The sequence below is a fragment of the Streptomyces sp. 3-6 genome, assembly GCF_056323165.1.
Map to the genome: position 1 here is coordinate 1 of NZ_JBWHZP010000004.1, position 23788 is coordinate 23788.

14 protein-coding genes and 1 pseudogene are annotated in these 23788 nt (G+C 74.1%); 7 read left to right on the top strand and 8 right to left on the bottom strand.

The window, feature by feature from the left end; all coding sequences use genetic code 11:
- The first annotated feature begins 417 nt into the window (after positions 1-417).
- Together AC02VZ_RS07620 and ptsP are read left to right on the top strand one after the other, a co-directional pair.
- Positions 418-867, top strand: coding sequence for a PTS sugar transporter subunit IIA (locus AC02VZ_RS07620; protein WP_362093528.1), 450 nt, complete (start codon positions 418-420; stop codon positions 865-867).
- Between the two features lie 92 nt (positions 868-959).
- Complete coding sequence (ptsP, locus tag AC02VZ_RS07625) at positions 960-2630, top strand: phosphoenolpyruvate--protein phosphotransferase (protein WP_476474911.1); 1671 nt, start codon at positions 960-962, stop codon at positions 2628-2630.
- Between the two features lie 134 nt (positions 2631-2764).
- On the opposite strand, the gene AC02VZ_RS07630 is transcribed toward ptsP, so the two are convergent.
- Positions 2765-3670 carry a hypothetical protein gene (locus tag AC02VZ_RS07630; RefSeq protein WP_476474912.1) on the bottom strand — a complete coding sequence of 302 codons (906 nt, stop codon included), beginning with the start codon at positions 3668-3670 and terminating at the stop codon, positions 2765-2767.
- Positions 3671-4109: 439 nt separating this feature from the next.
- Entirely contained in the window at positions 4110-6077 is a 1968-nt protein-coding gene (locus AC02VZ_RS07635; protein WP_432056371.1) for an acetoacetate--CoA ligase, read from the bottom strand.
- A 210-nt stretch (positions 6078-6287) separates the two neighbouring features.
- Between AC02VZ_RS07635 and AC02VZ_RS07640 the strand changes: the two genes are divergently transcribed.
- Positions 6288-8666 (top strand): glycoside hydrolase family 31 protein, encoded by a 2379-nt coding sequence (locus AC02VZ_RS07640; protein ID WP_432056372.1) that lies wholly within the window; start codon positions 6288-6290, stop codon positions 8664-8666.
- 131 nt (positions 8667-8797) lie between these two features.
- Here AC02VZ_RS07640 and AC02VZ_RS07645 read toward each other — a convergent pair whose 3' ends face one another.
- Positions 8798-9355 carry an NUDIX domain-containing protein gene (locus AC02VZ_RS07645; protein ID WP_432056373.1) on the bottom strand — a complete coding sequence of 186 codons (558 nt, stop codon included), beginning with the start codon at positions 9353-9355 and terminating at the stop codon, positions 8798-8800.
- 449 nt (positions 9356-9804) lie between these two features.
- On the opposite strand from AC02VZ_RS07645, the gene AC02VZ_RS07650 reads away from it, so the two are divergent.
- Entirely contained in the window at positions 9805-10530 is a 726-nt protein-coding gene (locus tag AC02VZ_RS07650) for an MIP/aquaporin family protein (protein WP_432056375.1), read from the top strand.
- Positions 10531-10552: 22 nt separating this feature from the next.
- Positions 10553-12064, top strand: a pseudogene (gene glpK / locus AC02VZ_RS07655) (glycerol kinase GlpK).
- Positions 12065-12213: 149 nt separating this feature from the next.
- On the opposite strand, the gene AC02VZ_RS07660 reads toward glpK, so the two are convergent.
- From AC02VZ_RS07660 to AC02VZ_RS07680, 5 genes are read right to left on the bottom strand one after another with little or no spacing between them, the layout of a single operon-like run.
- Positions 12214-12819: a GTP-binding protein gene (locus tag AC02VZ_RS07660; RefSeq protein ID WP_432056377.1), complete on the bottom strand. Its 606-nt coding sequence runs from the start codon at positions 12817-12819 to the stop codon at positions 12214-12216.
- Positions 12816-16631 carry a hydantoinase B/oxoprolinase family protein gene (locus AC02VZ_RS07665; RefSeq protein WP_476474913.1) on the bottom strand — a complete coding sequence of 1272 codons (3816 nt, stop codon included), beginning with the start codon at positions 16629-16631 and terminating at the stop codon, positions 12816-12818. Before AC02VZ_RS07665 ends, AC02VZ_RS07660 begins: the two co-directional genes overlap by 4 nt.
- Positions 16632-16655: 24 nt before the next feature.
- Positions 16656-17051, bottom strand: a complete 396-nt coding sequence (locus AC02VZ_RS07670; protein ID WP_476474914.1) for a DUF742 domain-containing protein — start codon at positions 17049-17051, stop codon at positions 16656-16658.
- A gap of 9 nt (positions 17052-17060) precedes the next feature.
- Positions 17061-17495, bottom strand: a complete 435-nt coding sequence (locus tag AC02VZ_RS07675) for a roadblock/LC7 domain-containing protein (RefSeq protein ID WP_432056379.1) — start codon at positions 17493-17495, stop codon at positions 17061-17063.
- A complete protein-coding gene (locus AC02VZ_RS07680) occupies positions 17492-20971 on the bottom strand; it encodes a sensor histidine kinase (protein ID WP_476474915.1) in 3480 nt (1159 codons plus the stop codon). Before AC02VZ_RS07680 ends, AC02VZ_RS07675 begins: the two co-directional genes overlap by 4 nt.
- 674 nt (positions 20972-21645) lie before the next feature.
- On the opposite strand from AC02VZ_RS07680, the gene AC02VZ_RS07685 reads away from it, so the two are divergent.
- Together AC02VZ_RS07685 and AC02VZ_RS07690 are read left to right on the top strand one after the other, a co-directional pair.
- A complete protein-coding gene (locus AC02VZ_RS07685) occupies positions 21646-22302 on the top strand; it encodes a hypothetical protein (protein WP_476474916.1) in 657 nt (218 codons plus the stop codon).
- A 577-nt stretch (positions 22303-22879) separates the two neighbouring features.
- Positions 22880-23623 carry an IclR family transcriptional regulator gene (locus AC02VZ_RS07690; RefSeq protein WP_476474917.1) on the top strand — a complete coding sequence of 248 codons (744 nt, stop codon included), beginning with the start codon at positions 22880-22882 and terminating at the stop codon, positions 23621-23623.
- The last annotated feature ends 165 nt before the right edge of the window (positions 23624-23788 follow it).

Sequence of the window (23788 nt, forward strand, 5' to 3'; positions counted from 1 at the left end):
GCGTTGACTTTTGGCACGCTGTTGAGTTCTCAAGGAACGGACGCTTCCTTCGTACTCACCCTCTCGGGCTTTCCTCCGGGCGCTTCCCTTCGGTGTTTCCGACTCTATCAGTGTTTTTCCGGCCCTTTGACCATCACCTGCGGGCATGCAGATGACGATCCCAGGAGTAGGATCTGACGAGTTGGTTTCCCCGCCGGGCAGGACGCGTGATCGCGTCACTCATTCCCAAGCAGGAGTGACGACTGTACACGGGGTCGCGGACCGCGTGCAAATCGATTAGGGTATGTGGTCTAGACCTCTGGTTCGGATCTTCCGCCCGAACCGGTACGTCCCATGACATACGCTGCTGGACAGTGCGCGGTCCGGAACAGGTTGTGACCGCCACGCCCCTATAGATCTCCACCTGGGAGGCTTCCCATGACCACCGTGACCGCCCCGCTCGAAGGACGGGCCATCGGACTGGCAGCCGTGCCCGATCCCGTCTTCTCCGGGGCCATGGTCGGCCCGGGTACCGCGATCGACCCCGTACGGGAGCCCTCCACGGCCGTCTCCCCCGTCGACGGCGTCATCGTCTCGCTGCACCCGCACGCCTTCGTCGTGGTCGACGGCAGCGGACACGGCGTGCTCACCCACCTCGGCATCGACACCGTCCAGCTCAACGGCGAGGGCTTCGAGCTCCTGGTCAACAAGGGCGACACGGTCACCCGTGGCCAGAGCATCGTGCGGTGGGACCCCGCAGCCGTCGAGGCCGCGGGCAAGTCCCCGGTGTGCCCGGTCGTGGCGCTGGAGGCCACCGCGGACGCGCTCTCCGAGCTGCGGGAGAGCGACGACGTCAAGGCCGGTGACACCCTCTTCCTCTGGAAGTGACCACCGTGCCGGTGCCGTCGCTCCTGGCGTGACCGGCGAGAAGGACAAGCAACTCGGCGGCGGGGCGCGCCGCACTATCGGAGACGGGTGAGATGGAGACAACGCTGCAGGGTGTGGGCGTGAGCCACGGTGTGGCGATCGGCGAGGTGCGGCACATGGGCACGGCCGTGCTCGAACCGCCGGCCAGGCAGATCGCCGCGGACGAGGCCGAGCGCGAGCAGGGGCGGGCCCGCAAGGCCGTGGAGGCGGTCGCCGCCGACCTGACGGCGCGCGGCAACCTGGCGGGCGGCGAAGCCCAGGCCGTGCTCGAGGCGCAGGCCATGATGGCGCAGGACCCCGAGCTGATGACGGACGTGGAGCGGCGCATCACGTCCGGGAGCACGGCGGAGCGGGCGGTGTACGACGCGTTCGCGGCGTACCGCGAGCTGCTGGCCGGTGCCGGGGAGTACATGGCCGGCCGGGTGGCCGACCTCGACGACGTGCGGAACCGCATCGTGGCCCGGTTGCTGGGCGTGCCGATGCCGGGCGTCCCGGACAGCGACGAGCCTTACGTCCTGGTGGCCCGTGACCTGGCGCCGGCGGACACGGCGCTGCTGGATCCGACGCTGGTGCTCGGCTTCGTCACCGAGGAGGGCGGGCCCACCAGCCACAGTGCCATCCTGGCCCGGGCGCTCGGTGTGCCGGCCGTGGTCGCGCTGCCGGGCGCCGGTGAGCTCGCCGAGGGCACGGTGATCGCCGTGGACGGCAGCTCCGGTGAGATCTTCGTGAATCCGAGCGAGGAGAAGAAGGCGCGGCTGGAGGCGGCCGCCGCGGAACGCAAGGCGGCGCTGGCCTCGGCGACGGGGCCCGGTGCGACCGCGGACGGCCACAAGGTGCCGCTGCTGGCCAACATCGGCGGCCCGGCCGACGTGGAGGCCGCCGTGGGGGCGGGGGCTGAGGGCGTCGGTCTCTTCCGCACCGAGTTCCTGTTCCTGGACGACAGCAAGAACGCTCCGTCGAAGGAGAAGCAGGTCGCGGCCTACCGCCAGGTGCTGGAGGCGTTTCCCGACGGCCGGGTCGTCGTGCGGGTGCTGGACGCGGGTGCGGACAAGCCGCTGGACTTCCTGACGCCGGCGGACGAGCCGAACCCCGCTCTGGGGGTGCGCGGGCTGCGGTCCCTGCTCGACCACCCGGAGGTGCTGCGGACACAGCTGTCCGCGCTGGCCGAGGCCGCCGAGGGGCTGTCGGTGTACCTGGAGGTCATGGCTCCGATGGTGGCCGACCGCGCCGATGCCAGGGCGTTCGCCGAGGCGTGCCGGGAGGCCGGCCTGCGGGCGAAGGTCGGTGCGATGGTCGAGATCCCGTCGGCGGCCCTGCGGGCCGGTTCGGTCCTGCAGGAGGTGGAGTTCCTGTCGTTGGGCACGAACGACCTCGCGCAGTACACGTTCGCCGCCGACCGGCAGGTGGGTGCGGTGTCCCGGCTGCAGGACCCGTGGCAGCCCGCGCTGCTCGACCTGGTGGCGCTGTCCGCGGAGGCGGCGCGGGCCGAGGGCAAGAGCTGCGGTGTCTGCGGCGAGGCGGCGTCGGATCCGCTGCTGGCGTGTGTGCTGACCGGTCTGGGGGTCACCTCTCTCTCGATGGGGGCGGCGTCGATTCCGTATGTGCGGGCGACGCTGGCGCAGTACACGCTGGCGCAGTGTGAGCGGGCCGCGTCCGCGGCGCGTGCCGCGGACAGCGCCGAGGAGGCGCGGGACGCGGCGCGGTCGGTGCTGTCGGGCGAGTAGTCCGACAGCACCCGGCGGACGACCGGGACGTCGTGGGCCGCGGGTGCGGTCCGGGCAGGGGCACCTCCGTGTGGGGGTGCCCCTTCGCCGTCCGGGGTGTCGCTCCGCTGCTCGTGCGGCGGTGCTCGTGGGGGTCAGTGCCCGTGGAGTGGGCCCGGTTCCGTGTCGCCGAGGTCGGGTGGGGCGCAGTAGTCGACGTTGGACTCGGGCGGGATGGGTTCTCCGGAGGTCGCGTCGGTGCAGTAGGCGTCGAAGACCTCGCCGGCGGTGAGCGGGGTGAGGCCGTAGCCGCGCAGCCGCCAGCCGTGGACGCGGTCGGGTGCGCCGGGGGTGGTGATCCGGACGACGAGTCCGCCGGGGCTGTGGGTGGCGAGGCCGACGGCCAGGACGGCGGTGAACTCGAGCGCTTCGGCCTCGTCCAGGTCGGGGCCGCCGGTGGTGCCGTCGGAGGCGGTGGGGTCCGCGTGGAGGACGGCGACGAGTGTCTCGTCGGGTCCGGCGACGCTGCACACCAGGTGCCGGTGGCCGGGTGGGGCGGTGTCCAGGATGCGGGTGAGGAGCCGGGAGGCGCGGGCGAAGGCCGCACGGCCGAGGTCCTCGCCGCAGGTGGCGCAGGCGCCGAGGCGGGCGAGGAGGGCGGCCGCGTAGTCCCAGGTGGCCCGGCGGACGGCTTCGTCGACGAGGGCGGGTACGAGGTGGGTCAGGGGCTCGCCGTCGTAGGGGACGGTCGGGCCGGTGGCGGCGAGTTCGGCGGTGAACCGGGTGCGGCTGGCGGGGCTGTCGGGGTCGAGGCCGCCGCGGGTGCAGTAGTCGGCGAACTCCTCGGGGTCGAAGAGGGCCAGGGTGGTGAAGCCGCCCTGCAGGGTGCGGGTCCTGAGGAGGGTTTCCACGTGGTGCAGGTAGGTGGTGTGGTCCTCGAAGGCGAAGGTCCGATAGCGCCGCATGGCGCGGAAGTCGTGTTCGTCGGCGAGGAGGCCGATGGTGCCCGCGATCTCGCGGCGCAGGACGCGTCGCAGGGTGCGGTGGTCGGTGGCGGTCATGTGTCCCCCGTGCATGTCGGTCCATCAATGCTCACTCACCGTAATCGGGGGCACTGACACTGGGGTCCGGGTGAGGCGGTCGCGCACCAGCCGGTGTGGAAACAGGCAGGTCGCGGCGGTGAGCGTGCCGAAGGGCGCCCCTCCGAGGGGCCCGGCGCCGATGGCGGCGGTGACCGTGAGGGAGTCGATACTGCGCTGGGCGGCCTGGGCGAGGCCGGGTGCTCCGAGGTGGCTGCCGCGCACGGCGCTGGGGGCCGGGGTGCGCCGGGCGGTGTGCGGTCCGGGTGCCCTGAGCCCCGGGGCGGTCACGTCTCCGGGGCGCGCAGGAACGGGGTGGCGGCGGTGTCGCGGGACCAGTTCGACGTGCGGGTGTCGAGTACGACCCGGCTTCGGCGGTGCCGGGGGCGCCGCCGCACTCGCTGGCGGCGCCCCCGGTCGGTCACGCGCGTTTGCGGGCCAGGTCCTCGTAGAAGGCCAGGAGGCCAAGGTCGTCGACGGAGCCGGGGTTGACGGCCTTCTCCAGGGGGGTGCCCTGGAGGAGTCGTTTGACCGGGACCTCGATGCGTTTTCCGGTGAGGGTGTGCGGCACGCCGGGGACCTCGATGACCTCGTCGGGGACGTGGCGGGGTGACAGTTCCTGGCGGATGGTCCGCTTGATACGGTCCAGCAGGGCGTCGTCGAGCACGGCACCGGGGGCGAGGTGGACGAACAGCGGCATCCAGTAGCCGCCGTCGGGCTGTTCGACGCCGATGACCAGGGACTCCTTGATCTCCGGGAGTCGTTCGACGGCCTCGTAGATGTCGGCGGACCCCATGCGCACGCCCTGGCGGTTGAGCGTGGAGTCCGAGCGGCCGTGGATGATCACCGAGCCGCGGGAGGTGACGGTGATCCAGTCGCCGTGCCGCCACACGCCGGGGTACACGTCGAAGTAGCTGTCGTGGTAGCGGCTGCCGTCCGGGTCGTTCCAGAAGTGGACGGGCATCGACGGCATGGGGTTGGTGACGACGAGCTCGCCGACCTCGTCGGTCAGGGGCCGGCCGCCGGGGTCCCAGGACTGCAGGTCGGTGCCCAGGCAGGGGGCCTGCAGCTCGCCGATGTGCACGGGCAGGGTCGGGACGGCTCCGGCGAAGCAGGAGCAGACGTCCGTGCCGCCGCTGACGGAGGCGATCCACAGGTCGTCGCGGACCTCGTCGTGCAGCCACCGGAAGCCGTCGGGCGGGAGCGGCGAGCCGGTGGTGGCGACGCACTGCACGGCGGACAGGTCGAAGTCGCGCGAGGGGTGCACGCCGGCCTTGCGGCAGGCCATCACGTAGGCGGCGGAGGTGCCGTACAGGGTGGCCCCGGTGCGTTCGGCGATCCGCCACTGGGCGGCGGTGTCCGGGAAGCCGGGGCTGCCGTCGTACAGGACGATCGTCGTGCCGGTCAGGAGGCCGGAGACGAGGAAGTTCCACATCATCCAGCCGGTCGAGGTGTACCAGAAGAACCGGTCGTCCGGTCCGAGGTCGCAGTGCAGGCCCAGTTGCTTGAGGTGTTCCAGCAGGATGCCGCCCTGGGACTGGACGATGGCCTTGGGCAGGCCGGTGGTGCCGGAGGAGTAGAGCACCCACAGCGGGTGGTCGAAGGGCACGGGGTCGAAGACGGGTGCGGTGTCCGCGGAGGTCAGGGCCGTCCACTCCAGCGCGCCGTCCGGGGCGTCGGTGCCGAGCAGCGGGATGTGCACGACGGCGCGCAGGGTGGGCAGTTCGCGGCGCAGTTCGGCGACGACGTCCCGGCGGTCGTGTTCCTTGCCGCCGTAGCGGTAACCGTCGACGGTGAACAGGACGACCGGCTCGACCTGCTGGAAGCGGTCGAGGACGCTGCGGGCGCCGAAGTCGGGCGCGCAGGAGGTCCACACGCCGCCGACGGCGGCCGTGGCGAGGAGGGCGACGACGGCCTGCGGGATGTTGGGCAGGTAGCCGCTGACGCGGTCGCCGGGGCGCACGCCCAGGGCGCGCAGCTCGGCGGCGAGGGAGCCGACCTGGCGGTCGAGCTCGGCCCAGGTGACGGCGCGCGGCTCGTGGGTCTCGTCGACGTGCAGCAGGGCGGGGGCGTCGGGGCGCTCCGCGGCGGCGCGCAGGGCGTGTTCGGCGTAGTTGAGCGTCGCCCCGGGGAACCACTGGGCGCCCGGCATGGAGCGGTCGGCGAGGACCCGGGTGGGAGGTGTCGCGAAGCGGACGTCGAACCACTGGGCGACGGCCGTCCAGAACGTCTCGAGCTCGTCCACGGACCAGCGGTGCAGGGCCGCGTACCCGCCCTCGGCGGGGGCACCGTGGTGCTGGGCGGCCCATGCCTGGAACCGGGTGATCCGCGCGCGGGCGATTCGTTCCGGATCGGGCTGCCAGAGGGGCTGGTCGTTCGCGGTCGGCATGTACGGCTCCCGGACTGTGCGCATGGTGTGCGTCCCGCGCGCACGGGCTGGGGTGTGCGCGTGACGCGGCTGACAGGGACGATGCCACGTGATCGACTTCCGCACCAGGGTGCCCCGCGCGATCCGTGGCGAGCGGGTGTGCTCCCATCGTGGGTGAACGGCAGTTGAACGGCACGGCTGCGGGGAGCGGCGAGTGGCAGGGTGAACAGCATGGACGGTCGTGACCTGGTGCGTTCGGTGAGGTCGGTCGGCTCGTCGGGGGCGGCTCAGGGGTTGCGTACCGTGCGGGCGGCGTGGCGCAGGCGGCGTGCGGACGCCGTGGGGCTGCCCGCGGGCGGTCGGGTGCGGGCGCGGGTGCCGGGCCTCGTGCGGGAGGTGGAGCCGGGTCCGGGCGGGGGCGTGGTGCGGTTCGCCCGCTCCGAGGTGCGGGTGATGGTGGCGGTGACCGGGGCGGTCTTCTGGGGCTGGGACGGGGCGGCTGCCGAACCGTCGTACGCGCTGGCCGGGGCGTGTCCGGAGCCGGATCCGCGGGCGGTGTTCGAGCCGGACACGGACGGCGGCTGGCGGGTGGTGGCCGAGCGGGTGACCGTGGCCGTGTCCCGGGAGGGCGCGGTGGAGGTGCTCACCCCGGGCGGTGTGCTGCTGCGCCGGGAGCTTCCGCCCCGCTGGTGGGAGCCGGACGGGGGTGGCCCGGGCCGCTGGGCGGTGCGTGCGGAGGTGCCGGCCGACGCCCGCTTCTTCGGGCTGGGCGGGCAGGCGTCGGGGCCCCGGCTGCGCTCCGGACGGTACCGGCTGTGGAACACCGGGCCCCGCCGCTCCCCGGGGGGCGCCGGGGTGTCCGCCGGGGGGCCCGCGCACGTGACGATGCCGGTGCAGGTGGTGGTGGCCGACGCGGGGACGCATCTGGTCTTCCACGACACCACCTGGGACGGCACGGTGACGCTGCGGGAGGGGGTGGAGGGCGACGGCTCGGGTCACGACCTGGCCGGGGCGAGTGAGCTGCGGGTGGACGGGGGGCCGCTGCGTTGCTGGGTGATGGTGGGTACGCCCGCGCGCGTGCTGCTGGCCTGGGCCTCGCTGACGGGTGCGCCCGCCGTGCCGCCCGCGTGGGCGTTCGGCCACCATCACGCGGTGGACGGGGCCGGTGGCGAGGCGGAGGTCCGCCGGGTCGTGGCCGCGCACCGCGAGCGGGGGCTGCCGCTGGACGCCGTGCACCTCGGTTCCTCCCCCCTGGACCGGCACCGGGCGTGCGTCGTCGACCGGGACCGGTTCCCCGGTCTGCCGGCCCTGGCGGAGGCGTTGCGGCAGGACGGCGTCCGGCTGGTGTCGGACGTCGCCCCCTCGGTGGGGGCGGGGCGCGGCGGTGCGGTCCATGCGGCGGGCACGGCCGCGGACGTGTTCGTGCGGGAGGCGTCGGGCGCGGTGGTGCGGGGCGTGGACGAGGTGGGGGACGCCGTCTTCCCCGACCTCACCGACCCTCGGGTGCGCGCCTGGTGGGGCGGGCTGTACGCGGAGGGCCGGGCGCGGGGGTGGGCGGGCTTCTGGCACGAGGCGGACGCTCCGGCCTCGCTCGCGGTCCTCGGCGGGGCGGCCCTGCCGCGGTCGGCGCGCCACTGCCTGGACGGCGCGGGCGGGGACCATCGCGAGGCGCACAACGTGTACGCGTTGTGCATGGCCCGGGCGGCGTACGAGGGGCTGCTGCGGTCGGTCCCCGACGAGCGGCCGTGCGTCGTCTCGCGGTCCGGGTGGGTGGGGCAGCAGCGGTACGGCGGGGTCCGGCCGGGGACGGTGCCGGCGGACTGGGCGGGGCTGCGGGCGTCGTTGGCGCTGGTCCTGGGGCTCGGTCTGTGCGGCGTTCCCGTGTCGGGTGCGGACGTCGGCGGGCCCGGTGCCGAGCTCTCCCCGGAGCTGTACGTGCGGTGGCTGCAGTTGGGGGCGCATCTGCCGCTGCTGCGCACCCGCGGGGAACCGCCGGCCGGGTGGGCGCTCGGGGGCGGGCCCGGTGCCGACGTGGCGTCCGCGGTCCGGGCGGCGCTGCTCGAACGGAGGCGTCTGCTGCCGTACGTGACGACGCTGGCCCGGCTGGCCGCGCGCACGGGTGCACCGCCGGTACGGCCGGTGTGGTGGTCGGCGCCGGAGGACCGGGTGCTGCGCGACTGCGAGGACGCCTTCCTGCTGGGGGACGCCCTGCTGGTGGCACCGGTGCTGGAGCCCGGCGCGGTCCGCCGGGTCGTGCCGCTGCCGCGCGGGCGCTGGTACGACACGGTGACGGGGCGGGCGTACGAGGGCCCGGGCCGGGTGACGGCCGAGGCGCCGCCGGAGCGGATCCCGGTGTTCGCCCGTGCCGGGGCGGTGCTGCCGGTGCGCGGGGCGCACGGCGGGCTGGAACTGGAGGTGTGGGCACCGGCCCGGGGTCGCACGGGTGGCGGCACCGTGGTGCCGGACGCCGGGGACGGGTGGAAGGAGCCGGAGCCCGAGCGGTACACGGTGCGGTGGGCGGGGCGCCGGCTCGTCGTCGAACGGGAGGGGGACCTGGGCGCCGCGGAGCCGCCCCACCCGGTACGGCTGCGGGGGGACGGACCGCGCTGACGTGCCGGGGGGCGGGGCGGGCTGGGCGGGGCTGGGCGGTACGGCGCGCGGCCGGACGGGGCGGCGGGTGCGGCTGTCGGGACCGCTGCGACGGGCGTGACGGCCGCGACCGGCGTGACGGCTGCGACGGATCAGATGTAGCGGCCCTCGAACCAGGCGCGGGCGGCGAGGGTGTGCAGGGGGAAGGCCAGTTCCTCGGCACGGCGCAGCAGGCGGCGGCCGTCGGTCTCGTTCGTGGCGGCGAACGGCGGCAGGGTCTCGGCGGAGCGTTCCGGGAGGAGGCCGAACAGCAGCAGGTGGCCGTCCGGGGAGCTCATGGCGTCGGCGAGCCGCACGTCCCGGGCGGCGGCTTCGATGCCGGTCTCCTCGCGGAGTTCGCGCACGACGGCCTGCCGCCAGTCCTCGCGGTCGTCGAGGAAGCCGCCGGGCAGTGCGACTCCGCCGCGGGCGGGAGGGACGGTGCGGGTGATGACGACCAGGCCCGTGCCCTGGGTGTCGTACACGGGCTGGAGGGCGACCGCGACGGGCAGGGGGTTGCGGTAGGCCGTGGTGCCGCAGGCCGAGCAGGTGCGGGGCCAGCCGGAGACGCCCTCCCCGTAGGGCGTGCCGCAGCTCGAACAGTGGGAGCCGGGCGCGGTGTTGGGGGCGGGTGGGTGAGTTCTGGACACGCGCGGACTGTATCCGATCATCGGACCGTCCGTTCGGTGCCGGGCGCGCCGCTCGGGTCGGGCGGGTCGCGGGGCTCGGCGTCGGGCGGGTCGCGCCGCTCGGGTCGGACGGGCCGCGGGGCTCGGCGTCGGACGGGTCGCGGGGCTCGGTGCCGCTCGGGGCGCGCCGCCGTGCCGGAGGGTGCGGCAACCGGTCCGGTCGGCGACCTTGACGGCCCCCGGGCGCCGGTGAACACTTCCCGTGTCGGTCGGCACCGCCGCTCATCCCGGCGCTTTCCCGCACGTCGCGGCTGGGGTCCCGCATGCCGGGGCCCGCTCCCCCGCGGGCGGTGCGACGGCCACGGCACGCTCGACACGGACGCCGGGCGGGGCACGGGACGTCCCCGTCCTCGGCCGATGTCGCCATGGGAAACGCATCCTGCACGTGAGGTCCGGGACGGGACGCTTCCGGGCCGGGCCGAGGAGCCGCCATGAGCAACGGAGACGTGTTCGTCGGGGAGATCATCGGAACCGCGATCCTCATCCTGTTCGGCGCCGGGGTCGTCGCGGCGGTCGTCCTGAACCACTCGAAGGCGAAGGACGCCGGCTGGGTCGTCATCGCGCTGGGCTGGGGTTTCGGTGTGATGGCGGGGGCCTACACCGCGGCGCCGCTGTCCGGCGGTCACCTGAACCCGGCGGTCACCCTGGGGATCGCCATCGACACCGGCGCGTGGGACCAGGTGCACGTGTACGTGGCCGGGCAGTTGGTGGGCGCGATGCTGGGCGCCGTGCTGTGCTGGCTGGTCTACTACGCGCAGTTCCGGGCCAACGCGGACGAGGACCTGGCCCAGCCGACGCTCGGCATCTTCTCCACGACGCCGGCGATCCGCCATCCGCTCGCCAACCTCGTCACCGAGATCATCGCGACGGTCGGTCTGGTGCTGCCGATCCTGGCCTTCGGTCTGACCGAGGGGCTCGGCGAGTCGGGTACGTCGATCCTGATCGTCTCGTTCCTGGTGGTCGGCATCGGGCTCTCGCTCGGCGGTCCGACCGGGTACGCCATCAACCCGGCCCGCGACCTGGGGCCGCGCGTGGTGCACGCGCTGCTGCCGATCCCCAACAAGGGGACGTCGGACTGGGGTTACGCGTGGGTTCCCGTCGTGGGGCCCCTGATCGGTGCGGCCCTGTCCGGGGTCGTCTTCAACGCAGCCTTCTGAACGAACCGACGAAGGGGACGTCATGACGGGCACGTTCGTCGCCGCGATCGACCAGGGCACCACCTCCAGCCGCTGCATCGTCTTCGACCGGCACGGCGCGATCGTCGCCGTCGACCAGCGGGAGCACCGCCAGATCTTCCCGAAGCCCGGCTGGGTGGAGCACGACGCCACCGAGATCTGGTCCACGGTGCGGGCGGTGGTGGCCGGGGCGCTCGCTTAGGCCGGTCTGGAAGCCGGTGATCTGAGCGCGCTGGGCATCACCAACCAGCGGGAGACGACGGTGCTGTGGGACCGCGCCACGGGCAAGCCGGTGCACAACGCGGTCGTGTGGCAGGACACGCGGACGGCCGCGCTCTGTCGCCGACTGGGCGGCACCGACGGGCAGGACCGTTTCCGCGAGGCGACGGGGCTGCCGCTGGCCGCCTACTTCTCCGGGCCCAAGGTGGCCTGGCTGCTGGACCACGTGCCCGGGCTGAGAGCCCGGGCCGTCAACGGCGAGATCGCGTTCGGCACCATCGACTCCTGGCTGATCTGGAACCTCACGGGCGGCCCGGACGGCGGCCGGCACGTCACGGACGTGACCAACGCGAGCCGGACGATGCTGATGAACCTGCACACGCTCCAGTGGGACCCGTCGGTCCTGGCGGCCATGGACGTGCCGGAGGCCGTCCTGCCGGAGATCCGCTCCTCGGCGGAGGTCTACGGCACCGCCGTGGGTCAACTCGCGGGTGTTCCGGTGGCGTCGGCCCTCGGCGACCAGCAGGCGGCGGTGTTCGGGCAGGCCTGCTACGAGGTGGGCACCGCGAAGAACACCTACGGCACCGGCAGCTTCCTGCTGCTGAACACCGGGGACCGGCCGGTGCCGTCCAAGAGCGGGCTGCTGACCACGGTGGGCTACCGGATCGGCGACGAGGCGCCCGTCTACTGCCTGGAGGGGTCGATCGCGATCACCGGCGCGCTGGTCCAGTGGTTCCGCGACCAGCTCGGCATCATCCGCAACGCGGACGAGATCGAGCCGCTGGCGGCGAGCGTGGAGGACAACGGCGGCGCCTACGTCGTGCCCGCGTTCTCGGGCCTGTTCGCGCCCTACTGGCGTTCCGACGCGCGGGGCGTGGTGACCGGCCTCACCCGCTACGTCACCAAGGCGCATCTGGCGCGGGCGGTGCTGGAGGCGACGAGCTGGCAGACCCGGGAGGTGGTGGACGCCATGTACCAGGACTCCGGCGTCCGGATCAGCACCCTGAAGGTCGACGGCGGCATGACAGGGAACGACCTGCTGATGCAGCATCAGGCGGACGTGCTCGACGTGCCGGTGATCCGGCCGCGGGTGTCCGAGACGACCTGTCTGGGCGCCGCGTACGCCGCCGGGCTCGCCACGGGGGTGTGGAACGGCCTCGACGAGCTGACGGCGCACTGGCGGCAGGACGCCGCGTGGGAGCCGTCCATGGCGGCAGCGGAACGGGAGCGGGAGTACCGCAACTGGCGCAGGGCGGTGGAGCGGAGCTTCGGCTGGGTCGAGGAGGGGGACGACTGACCGGCGTCCCGGCGTGCGCGACCGGCCCGCGCGGCCCTGCCGCCGTGGCAGGCGCTTGGCGCGGTGGGAGGGCGGACCGGTCCGGGCGACGGCCGCCGTCGACGGGGCGGGGCCACGGACCGGTCCGGCCGGCGGCCGTTGCGGACGCGTCAGGTGGTGACCGCGGGGCGGCCGCGCGCCGCCTGTGTCATGGCGTGCCGGACCACGCCCACGAGGACCTCCTTGACCGACTCGCGCTCCCGTGCGTCGCACATCAGCAGAGGGACGTGGTCGTCGAGGTCGAGGGCCTGCCGGACGTCCTCGGCGGGGTAACGGTCCGCCCCCTCGAAGCAGTTGACGCCGACCACGAAGGGGATGGCGCGGCGCTCGAAGTAGTCGATGGCGGCGAAGCAGTCCTCCAGCCGCCGGGTGTCGGCGAGGACGACGGCACCGAGGGCGCCCTCGGACAGTTCGTCCCACATGAACCAGAACCGTTCCTGGCCGGGGGTGCCGAACAGGTACAGCACGAGGTCCTCGCGCAGGGTGATGCGGCCGAAGTCCATGGCCACGGTGGTGGTGTTCTTCGCCTCCACCCCGCGCAGGTCGTCGACCGGGCGGCCGGCCTCGGTGAGCAGTTCCTCGGTACGCAGCGGCCGGATCTCGCTGACCGCGCCGACGAGCGTCGTCTTCCCCACGCCGAAACCGCCGGCCACGAGGATCTTGAGCGTGACGGGCTCGACCGGGGGCTTCCCGCGCTCGGAACGGCCGAAGATCATCGGTCTTCTCTCCTGCTCGACGGGGCGGTCGGTGGGCCGTAGCCTCCGCCGCCGGGGGTTTCGATGACGAGGACGTCCCCGGGCCCGACCTCGGCCGAGTCGCTCCCGGCGAGCCGGAGGACGCTGCCGTCCGCCCGTTCGATCCGGTTGGCTCCGAGCGCCCCGGGCTCACCGCCGGCCATGCCGTAGGGCGGGACCCGGCGGTGCTGGGACAGGGTGGAGACGGTCATGGGCTCCAGGAAGCGGAGGCGGCGCACCGCGCCGTCCCCGCCGCGCCACCGGCCTGCGCCACCGCTGCCGGGGCGGACGGCGAACTCCTCGAGCCGGACCGGCAGCCGCCATTCGAGCACCTCGGGGTCGGTGAGCCGCGAGTTGGTCATGTGGGTCTGCACGACGGAGGCGCCGGGGAAGCCGTCGCCGGCGCCCGATCCGGAGGCGAGGGTCTCGTAGTACTGGTGACGGTCGTTGCCGAAGGTGACGTTGTTCATGGTGCCGGACCCCTCCGCCTGGACGCCGAGCGCGGCGTAGAGGGCCCCGGTGATGGCCTGGGAGGTCTCGACGTTGCCCGCGACGACGGCCGCCGGCGGCTCGGGCGCCAGCATGGAGCCGGGCGGCACGATGATCGTCAGGGGGCGCAGGCAGCCGTCGTTGAGGGGGATGTCGTCGGCGACGAGGGTGCGGAAGACGTACAGCACGGCCGCGTTGACGACGGCGAACGGGGCGTTGAAGTTGGTGGGCAGCTGCGCGGACGTCCCGGTGAAGTCGACGGTCGCCGAGCGCCGGGCGCGGTCCACGGTGACGCGCACCCGGATGACGGCGCCCGAGTCGGTCTCGTAGGCGTACGCGCCGTCGTCGAGGGTGTCGATGACGCGCCGGACCGCTTCCTCGGCGTTGTCCTGGACGTGCCGCATGTACGCCTGGACGACGTCGAGGCCGAAGACGCCGATCATGCGGCGGACCTCGTCGACGCCCTTCCGGTTGGCGGCGATCTGGGCCCGCAGGTCGGCGAGGTTGGTCGCCGGGTTGCGGGAGGGGTGGGGCGCCCCGGTCAGCAGGCGGAGGGTCTCCTCCTCCCGGAGGCGGCCGTCCTCGGCGAGCAGCCAGGTGTCGAAGAGGACGCCCTCCTCCTCGATGGTGCGGCTGTCGGCGGGCATGGAGCCGGGGGCGATGCCGCCGATCTCGGCGTGGTGGCCGCGGGAGGCGACGAGGAACAGCAGCTCGGGGCCGTCGTCGGTGACGGCGTCCGCCGGGGTGCCGGGTGGTGGCTCGGTGCCGGGCGGAGGCTCGGTGCCGGGCGGGGGCTCGGTGCCGGGCGGGGGCTCGGTGCCGGGCGGGGGCTCGGTGCCGGGCGGGGGCTCGGTGCCGGGCGGGGGCTCGGTGCCGGGCGGGGGCTCGGTGCCGGGTGGTGGCTCGGTGCCGGGTGGTGGCTCGGTGCTGAAGACGGGGGTGATCACGGTGACGTCCGGCAGGTGGGTGCCGCCGTGGTACGGGTCGTTGACGGCGTAGGTGTCGCCGGGGCGCATGCGGGGGCCGCGGCGCCGGAGGACCTCCTGGACGCTGGTGCCCATGGAGCCCAGGTGGACGGGGATGTGGGGGGCGTTGGCGACGAGCGCGCCGTCCGGGTCGAACAGGGCGCAGGAGAAGTCCAGGCGCTCCTTGATGTTGACGGACTGGGCGGTCGACTCCAGGCGGGCCCCCATCTGTTCGGCGATCGACATGAAGAGGTTGTTGAAGACCTCCAGCAACACCGGGTCCCTCTCCGTGACGACCTGGGAACCCTGTGTGACCGCCGTGCGTTCCATGACCAGGTGCCCGGTATCCGTCGCGGCGGCGCGCCAGCCGTCGTCGACGACGGTGGTCGAGCCGGCCTCGGTGATGATCGCGGGTCCGGTGACGGTCCCACCGGGAGGGAGTTCCTCCCGGTGGTGCAGGGGGACGTCGCGCCACGCGCCGCCGGTGTGGAGCGGGACGGTCCGCGGGGGCCCGGCGGCTCGCGCGCGGGGTGCGAGTGACGACAGATCGGGGGGTTCGGTGAGGCCGGTGGCTTCGACGGAGAGTGCTTCGACCACGAGGGGCCGGTCGAGGGTGAAGGAGTACGTGGCGCGATGACGGTCCTCGAAGGCGCGCCGCATCGTCTCGGGACGGGTCAGCTCGACGGTGAGGGTGGTGTCGGTGCCGTCGTAGCGCAGCTGGGCGCGGCGGGTGACCTCGATCCGGTCCTCGGGGACGTCCTCGGCCCGCAGTTCGGCGCGGGCGGCGGCCTCCAGGTCGTCGGCGGTCCGCTCGACGTCCGGCATCGAGGCGGGTTCCAGCGGTGCCTCGACGGACTGCTCGCGCATGGCCGTGGTGTCGGCGAGCCCGATGCCGAGCGCGGAGAGGACGCCGGCGGCGGGCGGGACGAGGACGGTGCGGATGCCGAGCGAGTCGGCCACCTTGCAGGCGTGCTGGCCGCCGGCGCCTCCGAAGGTGGTCAGGGCGTAGCGGGTGACGTCGTGGCCCCGCTGCACGGAGATCCGCTTGATGGCGGCGGCGATGTTGGCGACGGCGATCCGCAGATAGCCCTCGGCGACCTGTTCCGGTGTGCGGTCGTCGCCGGTGCGCTCCCGGATCTCACGGGCGAGGGCGGTGAAGCGGTCCCGCACGAGGGCGGTGTCGAGCGGCTGGTCGCGGTCCGGGCCGAAGACGGCCGGGAAGTGCGCCGCCTGGATGCGGCCGAGCATGACGTTGGCGTCGGTGACGGCGAGCGGGCCGCCGCCCCGGTAGCAGGCCGGTCCGGGCTCGGCGCCCGCCGAGTCGGGGCCGACCCGGTACCGGGAGCCGTCGAAGTGCAGGACGGAGCCGCCGCCGGCGGCGACGGTGTGGATGTCCAGCATGGGCGCGCGCAACCGGACCCCGGCGATCTGCGTGGTGAAGACGCGTTCGTACGCGCCGGCGAAATGGGAGACGTCGGTGGAGGTGCCGCCCATGTCGAAGCCGATGACCCGGTCGAATCCGGCGAGCTGCGACATGCGCGCCATCCCGACGATGCCGCCGGCGGGGCCGGAGAGGATGGCGTCCTTGCCGCGGAACTGCCCGGCCTCGGTGAGCCCGCCGTTGGACTGCATGAACATCAGGCGCGCTCCGCCGAGCGCGTCGGCGACGCGCCGGACATGGCGGCGCAGCCCGGGCGAGAGGTAGGCGTCGACGACGGCGGTGTCTCCCCGGGGCACCAGTTTCATCAGGGGGCTGACCTCGCTGGAGAGCGAGATCTGCGGGAAGCCGATACGGGCGGCGAGGTCTCCGACGGCCCGCTCGTGGGCGGGGTGGAGGTGGCTGTGCAGGCAGACCACGGCCACGGCCCGGATGCCGTCGTCGTACGCCTGCCGCAGCGGCCCGGCCAGCGCGTCGAGGTCGGGGGGCCGCAGCACGGTGCCGTCGGCGGCGATCCGTTCGTCGACCTCGACGACCCGCTCGTGGAGCATCTCGGGCAGGTCGATGCGGCGGGCGAAGATGTGCGGGCGGTTCTGGTAGGCGATCCGCAGGGCGTCGCGGAAGCCCCGGGTGATGACGAGCAGGGTGCGTTCGCCGGTGTGTTCGAGGAGGGCGTTGGTGGCGACGGTGGTGCCCATGCGGACCGCCTCGACCGGCTCCCGGGAGTCCCCGAGCAGCTGCCGGATGCCGGTGACCGCCGCGTCGGGCACCGCCGCCGGACCGGTGCCGGCGGCCGGGGTGTCCGAGAGCACCTTGTGGGTGAGCAGCCGGCCGTCGGGCCGGCGCGCGACGATGTCGGTGAACGTGCCGCCCCGGTCGACCCAGAACTGCCAGCCGGTCATGTCAGTACCCCGCTTCCGTGCGGCTCACAACGCCCGGAGGCCGTCGATCACGTCGCGGAGAATACTCTCGTCCGGCAGTTCGGCAGGCGGAACCGGACGGTTCACGTGGACGAAGCCGGTGTCGACGAGGTCGCCGACCAGCACGCGGACCACACCGACCGGCAGGTCCAGCCCGGCGGCGAGTTCGGCGACCGTCTGGGGTGTGTCCCGGCACAGCCCGACGATGTCCACGTGCTCCGGGGCGAGTGTCGGGTCGGTTTCCGGGTCGTCGGAGTGGGGCTCGGTGACGACCACCGCGATCAGGTCGAGGCGGTGCTGGCCCGTGCTCGTGGTCCGGCCGCGGGTCATGGCGTAGGGGCGGACCACCGGTCCGGCCTCGTCGTCGAACCAGTGGCTGCTTCCCTGCCCGTCGAAGCTCATGTCATCCCACTACCCGCCGGAGGGCAGATCGGTGCGTGGAGCGGAGGCCAGATGCGCGCCGACCCGCTTGACCAGGAGCGTCATCTCGTAGGCGACCTGTCCGACGTCGGAGTCGGCGTCGGCGAGGACGGCCAGGCAGCTGCCGTCACCGGCGGCCGTGACGAACAGGAACGCCTCGTCGAGTTCCACGACGGTCTGCCGGACGCTGCCCGCCTCGAAGTGCCGGCCCACCCCCTTGGCGAGGCTGTGGAAGCCGGAGGCGACGGCCGCCAGGTGCTCGCCGTCCTCCCGGGTCAGCTCCCGGGAGGACCCGGTGGCCAGGCCGTCCCCGGAGAGGACGAGGGCCTGGCGAACGCCGGCGACGCGTTCCACCAGGTCGTCGAGGAGCCAGTTCAGCTGCCCCGCGTCGGTCGCGTCGTGGCCGGTCGTGTGCGGTGCGGTCATCGACCGTCCCCCTCAGTCGTCGCGTCTGGTGCTGTGCCGCCGTGGTCCTGGCCGTCGGCGGCGTTCTCGGCGCGGCCTCGCTGCCAGCCACGCTGGAGCGATGCCATGCGGCTGCGGACGTCGTCCGCGTCCCGCTCGGCGAGTGGTGCCGGGCCCCCCGCGTTCCCTGTGCTTCCGGCATTCCCGGCGGTCCGTTCCGCCTCGCGCTTGAGCTGCGGGGCGAGGCTGGCCTGCCGGACCCGGCGGGGCAGCGCCCCGCCAGGGGCCGCGGTGTCTCGGGGCGACCTGGTTCCGGGCCCTGCGGTGTCTTGGCGCGGAGCGGTTCCGGGTCGTGCGGTGTCGTCTTGGGGCGGGGCGGTTCCGGGTCCTGCGGTCTCCGAGGGTGCTGCGGGTACCCCGGGGGTCGCGGGGGCTTCGGGTGCTCGGGGGGTCCCGGATCCGGCGGGGTCCGCGGGGGCCTCGCCGCCCGGCTGCGGGCGGGTCTCCGACGGGGCAGGGCGCGGAGTCCCCGCACGGGGACCGGTACCGCGGGTGCGCCGGGGAAGTTCCGTGGGCGTGCCGGCGCCGTCGTCGTGGCCCGGCGGCGTGCGGGGCGGGAGGTCGCCCTGCCGGGCGTCCCGTTCCCGGCCGGAGTCATCGGCGGCGGCCGGGGCGGAGTCGCCGCGGCGCCGGGCGGGCAGGGGCGCCAGCGGGGACCGCTCGGCGTCGCCCGGCCCGGCGCTGCCCCGCGCGGTGCCGCTCCGTCCGGTGCCGCGCCGCCCGGTGCCGTCCGGCCCGGTGTCGCTTCGTGCGGTGTCACTCGGCCCGGTGTCGCTCCGTGCGGTGTCGCTCCGTGCGGTGTCACTCGGTCCGGTGCCGTCGGGTCCGGTGTCGCCCGGTCCGGGAGCGCTCGCTGTGGTCTTCCGCGGTCCTTCGGCGCGCGTCCCGATGGCGGGTCGCGCGGTGCGGCGCCGGCTCGGCAGCGGGGTGGCGGGAGCGGGCTCCGGGTACGGCCGGCCGGAGGCGGGCCCGGCCGTGTCGCCACGGCGTCGCTCCGCGAGCGAGGGGAGCCCGTCCCCCTCCGGGCGGGAGGACGGCACCGTGCCGCCGTCGCCCGCCCGGTCCCGGCGGGCACGCTGGTCACCGACCGGCCGGCCGTGCGAACGCACCAGCTTGGGGGTGGTCCGCCGCATCAGCGGGACGGGGGCGCTCACCCGGTGGTGGTCCTCGGCGTCCTCGGGGATCTCGATGTCCCCCGGGTGCTCCGGACGCGGATCGTGCCGGCCTCCGGAGCGCTCGCCCCCGGTGCGGCCCGGGGAGCGGCGGGGCCGGAACAGCCCTCCGTGCTCACCGTCCTCGTCGTCCAGCGCTCCGGGGAAGCCATCGAGGGGGCCCAGCGTTCCGGCGGCCTCGGGTCCGACGGGCGCCTCCAGTTCGACCGGGCCGTCGAGCAGACCGGCGGGAAGACCGGGAAGGGCCACGGGCCTCTGGGAAAGGGCGGCACGACGGCTCCTGACGCCCTCGTCGTCCCGGGCCTCCCGGCCGTCCCGCGCGTCCTTGGGCCGCTGCGGGCGGTCGAGCCGGAAGCCGACGCCGTTGGTGTCGGGGACGTCGTCCGTGAGCAGCGCGTCGGGGATGAAGACGACGGCGGTGGTGCCGCCGTACGGGGAGGGCTGCAGGGAGACCCGGACGTTCTGCCGCTGGGCGAGGCGGCTGACCACGAACAGGCCGAGCCGGTCGGTGTCGGACAGCTCGAACTCGGGGGTCTCGGCGAGCCGCAGATTGGCGTCCAGCAGGGCCTCGGCGGTCATCCCCAGGCCGCGGTCGTGGATCTCCAGCGTGAAGCCGTTGGCGACGCGCTCGCCGAGGACCTGCACCGCGGTGTGCGGTGGCGAGAACACCGTGGCGTTCTCCATGAGTTCGGCCACGAGGTGGGTGAGGTCGGTGACGGCCGGACCGGTGACCGCGACGCGCGGCAGCCGGCGCACCTCGATGCGCTCGTAGTCCTCCACCTCGGCCACGGCGGCCCGCACGATGTCCATGAGCTGGACCGGCTTGCGCCACTGCCGGGAGGGTGCCGCACCGGAGAGGATCACCAGCCCCTCGGCGTGCCGGCGCATCCGGGTCGTGAGGTGGTCCAGGCGGAACAGGTCGGCCAGTTCGTCGGCGTCCTCGGTCCTGCGCTCCATGGTGTCCAGCAGGGTGAGCTGCTTGTGCAGCAGGACCTGGCTGCGCCGGGCGAGGTTGACGAAGACCTCGGAGACACCGGCGCGCAGTTCGGCCTGCTTCACGGCGGCCTCGACGGCGGCACGGTGGAGGGTGTTGAGCGCCTGGCCGACCTCGCCGATCTCGTTCCTGGCGTACTCCAGGCGCGGCACCTCGGTCTCGACGTCGATCTGTTCGCCCGCGGAGAGCCGGCGCATCACCCCGGGCAGCCGTACCCCTGACGCCTCGTGGGCCTCCAGCCGGAGTTGCCGCAGGTCACGGACGAGGCCGCGGCCGATACGCACGGAGAGGAACAGGGACAGCAGCAGAGCGAGCAGACCCAGCACACCGGCGATCACGGCCTGGGTGATCACGCCCATCGCGACGGGCCGGACGCGGTCCTGATAGCGGTCGGTGGCCTGGTCGTTGAGGGAGCCGAGCTCCTTCAGCACGGTACCGGCCGCGGTGTCCCAGCTCTTGGCGGTGATCCCGCGGGGCGGACCGGCTCCGGAGGCGACGGCGGCCTCCTCGCCGACGCGCAGCGGGGCGGACGAGGCGTTCTGCCAGAAGCTCTCGTACCGGTCGCGTTCGGCGGTCGGCAGTTGGGGCAGGCTCGCGTCGTACAGCAGCGTGCGCTGGGCGACGAGGTCGGAGACCTCCCGCACCTCGGTGCGGGAGAGCCGGCCCACGACGAGGGCGGAGCCGAGCAGGGCGTCCTGCCGGGAGAGCAGTTCGCGGGCCCGGGCCAGATTCACCAGGGCCCGGTACTGCTTGTCGAGGTTGACGTCCTCGACGACGTGGAGGTTGGCGAGCAGGACGTAGCAGGGGTCGACGAGGCCGTTGTACAGGTCGAGTGCCTGGGAACGGTCGACGGTGCCGTCCTCGACGCTGCGCCGCAGCGACTCGATGCCGTCGAAGGAGTCGAGGACCGCGCCCAGGTTCTCGGCGTCCTCCCCCATCGCCTCGCGCACTTCGGGTTTCGCCGCGTTGGCGCGCACCTGGCTGACGGCCCGGTCGGTGGCCGCGCGGCTCCTGCGGAGGGCGGCGAGCCCGTCCGAGGCGCGGGGGTCGGCGAGGTGGACGAGCGTCTGGCGGCGCTCCTGTTGGAGCACGCGCACGGTGTCCTCGACGGGGTAGCCGACTTCCTCCATCACCGAGGAGACGTCGAAGAGGCGGCTCGCCTCCCGCCCGGTGAGCACGGTGGCGAAGGCCCAGATGGTGGTCAGGGACAACAGCGGCACGAGGAGCAGCGCCACGATCTTCCGGCGGATGGACTTCCCGCGAAAGCGCATGGCCTCCCCCAGCTCGGCCCCCGTCCGGACCGGGGGCGCACAGGTGCGTCAACAAACGGCGCGAGCCTACTACCGAGGCACGGTCAACTCGAAGACCCGTCCGGGGGACGAACGTCCGAAGTGTCGGCGCGCGGCGGGGAGGTGTCCGGGCATTGCGGGCGATTACCACCCCGGCCTTCCGGCGCCTGCGGGAGACGGCCGTCCGGGATCCGGCGGGTGCCCGTGAGCGGCGGTCGTTCCGGATCGTCCGGGTGCGCGGGCAGATGTCTCCCGCCTCCTTCGGGTGTGCGAGGTGGGCGGTCACCCGGGGCCGTGGGGCGGCGGCGGTCACCCGGTCCTTCCGGGTGCGTGCGGAGGTGGCCGCCGCATACGGGAGGAGGGGGCCGCCGCCCGGCGTCGCGGGTGGGCGGCCATGTGGCGCCCCGCCCGGGGCGTTCCGCTGTCCCGGGTGTGTCATCCGGGACCGGTCGCACAGGAGTTGGCCTGAATTCCGCCTCGCCGGGAATCTTTGTGACGTTCCGTTCGTCTTCTCAGTGGGACATGGGGGCGGAAGCGGCCACAGGAGCCGCGTCCCGCACCTGGGGGCGTAAAACAGCGCAAGCCGGGCAGTCACGGGAAGTACGGGTCCGCGGATCCGGGCAGCGGACTGGCGGCGGTGGGGAGTGACGACGGTGATGGGCACGGCTGAGCGGCGCGAGGCGCCGGAGGAGGGCGGGACGGTCCAGGTGATGACCCGTGCGGAGGCGGACGGGGACGCGGCCGGGCAGGGCACGCACGGGGAAACGCGGATACCGGTCGGCGGGACCGGCCGGCCGGCCACGCAGCGCCCGGGCGCGTCGACCTCCGAGCAGGTGCGGAACGGACGGGGGGTCAGCGAGCCGGACCGGGACACGGTGACGGAGGCGGCTCCCGCAGCCGCGGAGTCCGAACCGGCCAGGTTCTCGCGGCCTCTGTGGGTCGAGGAGCCCGCGCGGCGTCGCCGGCTGCCGGATCCGGTCCGGACGGCGGCCGTCCGGGCGGTGCTGGTCATCGCGGTGACCCTGATCCAGGCCATAATCGCCTTCCTGTGCACCCTGGCCGGCTCGTGGCTGGCGTTCCCCATGGTCATCAGCAGCGTGGTCAGCACGATCCTGGCCACCTGGGGAGTCCTCGACGTCTGGGTCACCCGCCAGGTCTGGAACCAGCGGCACGGTGTGGTGTCCGTGCCCAGCAGCACCGCGCGGGCGCTGCGCCGTGAGCGCCGCCGGGCCCGGCGCGAGGCGCGGTCCGCGGAGCGGGCTCAGGCGCGAATACGCCGCCGGGGCGGCACCGGGCAGCTGTCCCACCCCTGAGCGGCCACCCCCGAGGGTCGGTGAACGGGCGTCCACGGGCAGGTCTGACGGGCCGGGCCTGCGGGCACCCGCCGGTCCTGCCAGGGGCGGTACGCCAGGGCACCCCGTCACCACTCGTCCGATAATCTGCTGGTTCGCATCGCGCGCGCCGCTCGTGCGCCGTGCGCAACGACAACCCGGTGGATCGGGGCGCGAACTCTGCGGAACGGGGCGGGAGAGTGATCTCGTGCCGTGCGGCCGCCCTCACCGGGCCGGCCGACGGCAGGAGTTCTCAGCCATGATCCCGACACGTGCACGGGGCTCTCGGGACGAGCCGCACGAGCACGGCGCGCCGTCCGCAGCGCAGGCCCCGGACGGCGCGACCCCCTCGATCGGCTCGGCCGAGCCGACCGGCTCGGCCCCGTCGGTGGGCTCGGCCGCGCCGGGCGGTTCGGCAGCCTCGACCCCGTCGGCCGGTTCGGCCTGGCCTGGAGGTTCGACCCCGTCGACCGGCTCGGCAGGTTCAGCCGGTTGGTCCGGTTGGGCAGGTCCGACCGGTTCGGCCGGCTCGGCAGGTCCGACCGGCTCAGCAGGTTCGGTGCAGTCGGTGGACCGGGCGGTGACCGTGCTCGAGATCCTCGCGCGGCACGGTGAGGCGGGCGTGACCGAGATCGCCGCCGAGGTCGGGGTGCACAAGTCCACGGTGTCCCGGCTGCTCGCTGTCCTGGAGAACCGCGGCCTGGTGGCCCAGAGCCACGGCCGGGGCAAGTACCGCCTGGGGGCCGGTGTGCTGCGTCTCGCGGGAGCGGCGGCCGTCCGGATGGACATCTCACAGGAAGGCGTTCCGGTGTGCCGGGAGCTGGCCGACGAGCTGTGCGAGACGGTGAACCTCGCGGTGCTGGACGACGACGCCGCCGTCAACATCATGCAGGCGCGCGGCACGGCGGCCGTGACCGCGCAGAACTGGCTCGGCCGGCCCACCCCGCTGCACGCCACGTCCAGCGGCAAGGTGCTGCTCGCCCACCTTCCGCCCACCCTGCGGGAAGGTCTGCTGGCCCGCCCCCTGCAACGATTCACGGAGCGCACGGTCACCGGGGCGGTCGCCCTGCGGGGCGAGTTGGACACGGTGGTGGAGCAGGGCTACGGCTCCACGCTCGACGAGTTGGAGGTCGGTCTCGCTGCCGTGGCGGCGCCGGTCCGGTCGCACGAGGGCAAGGTGATCGCCGCGTTGAGCGTCTCCGGACCGGTGTACCGGTTCACCCCCGAGCGCCTGCCCGCGCTGGGGCGGCGGACCGCTGCGGCGGCGGCCGACCTGTCACGGCGGATGGGGTACGACTTCTGACGTACCGTCACCAATGGGGCGGGTGTCAGCAGGTCGCCGTCATGGTGGGGCGGGCGGTGGCGGGAGAGGCGGTGGCGGCGCTAGCGGTGTTGGGAGAGGGGATGGCAGCGCGGGCGGTGTCCGGCCCGCCGCACCGGGAAGTCCCGGTCGCCTTCGGCTCGGTCC

What these genes read in the sequence shown, in the direction of transcription:
- AC02VZ_RS07630 (WP_476474912.1), bottom strand. Translation starts at nt 3,670, where the DNA reads ATGACCGCCACCGACCACCGCACCCTGCGACGCGTCCTGCGCCGCGAG.
- AC02VZ_RS07680 (WP_476474915.1), bottom strand. Translation starts at nt 20,971, where the DNA reads ATGCGCTTTCGCGGGAAGTCCATCCGCCGGAAGATCGTGGCGCTGCTC.
- ptsP (WP_476474911.1), top strand. Translation starts at nt 960, where the DNA reads ATGGAGACAACGCTGCAGGGTGTGGGCGTGAGCCACGGTGTGGCGATC.
- AC02VZ_RS07670 (WP_476474914.1), bottom strand. Translation starts at nt 17,051, where the DNA reads ATGAGCTTCGACGGGCAGGGAAGCAGCCACTGGTTCGACGACGAGGCC.
- AC02VZ_RS07640 (WP_432056372.1), top strand. Translation starts at nt 6,288, where the DNA reads ATGGACGGTCGTGACCTGGTGCGTTCGGTGAGGTCGGTCGGCTCGTCG.
- AC02VZ_RS07650 (WP_432056375.1), top strand. Translation starts at nt 9,805, where the DNA reads ATGAGCAACGGAGACGTGTTCGTCGGGGAGATCATCGGAACCGCGATC.
- AC02VZ_RS07660 (WP_432056377.1), bottom strand. Translation starts at nt 12,819, where the DNA reads ATGATCTTCGGCCGTTCCGAGCGCGGGAAGCCCCCGGTCGAGCCCGTC.
- AC02VZ_RS07645 (WP_432056373.1), bottom strand. Translation starts at nt 9,355, where the DNA reads ATGATCGGATACAGTCCGCGCGTGTCCAGAACTCACCCACCCGCCCCC.
- AC02VZ_RS07635 (WP_432056371.1), bottom strand. Translation starts at nt 6,077, where the DNA reads ATGCCGACCGCGAACGACCAGCCCCTCTGGCAGCCCGATCCGGAACGA.
- AC02VZ_RS07675 (WP_432056379.1), bottom strand. Translation starts at nt 17,495, where the DNA reads ATGACCGCACCGCACACGACCGGCCACGACGCGACCGACGCGGGGCAG.
- AC02VZ_RS07665 (WP_476474913.1), bottom strand. Translation starts at nt 16,631, where the DNA reads ATGACCGGCTGGCAGTTCTGGGTCGACCGGGGCGGCACGTTCACCGAC.
- AC02VZ_RS07685 (WP_476474916.1), top strand. Translation starts at nt 21,646, where the DNA reads ATGGGCACGGCTGAGCGGCGCGAGGCGCCGGAGGAGGGCGGGACGGTC.
- AC02VZ_RS07620 (WP_362093528.1), top strand. Translation starts at nt 418, where the DNA reads ATGACCACCGTGACCGCCCCGCTCGAAGGACGGGCCATCGGACTGGCA.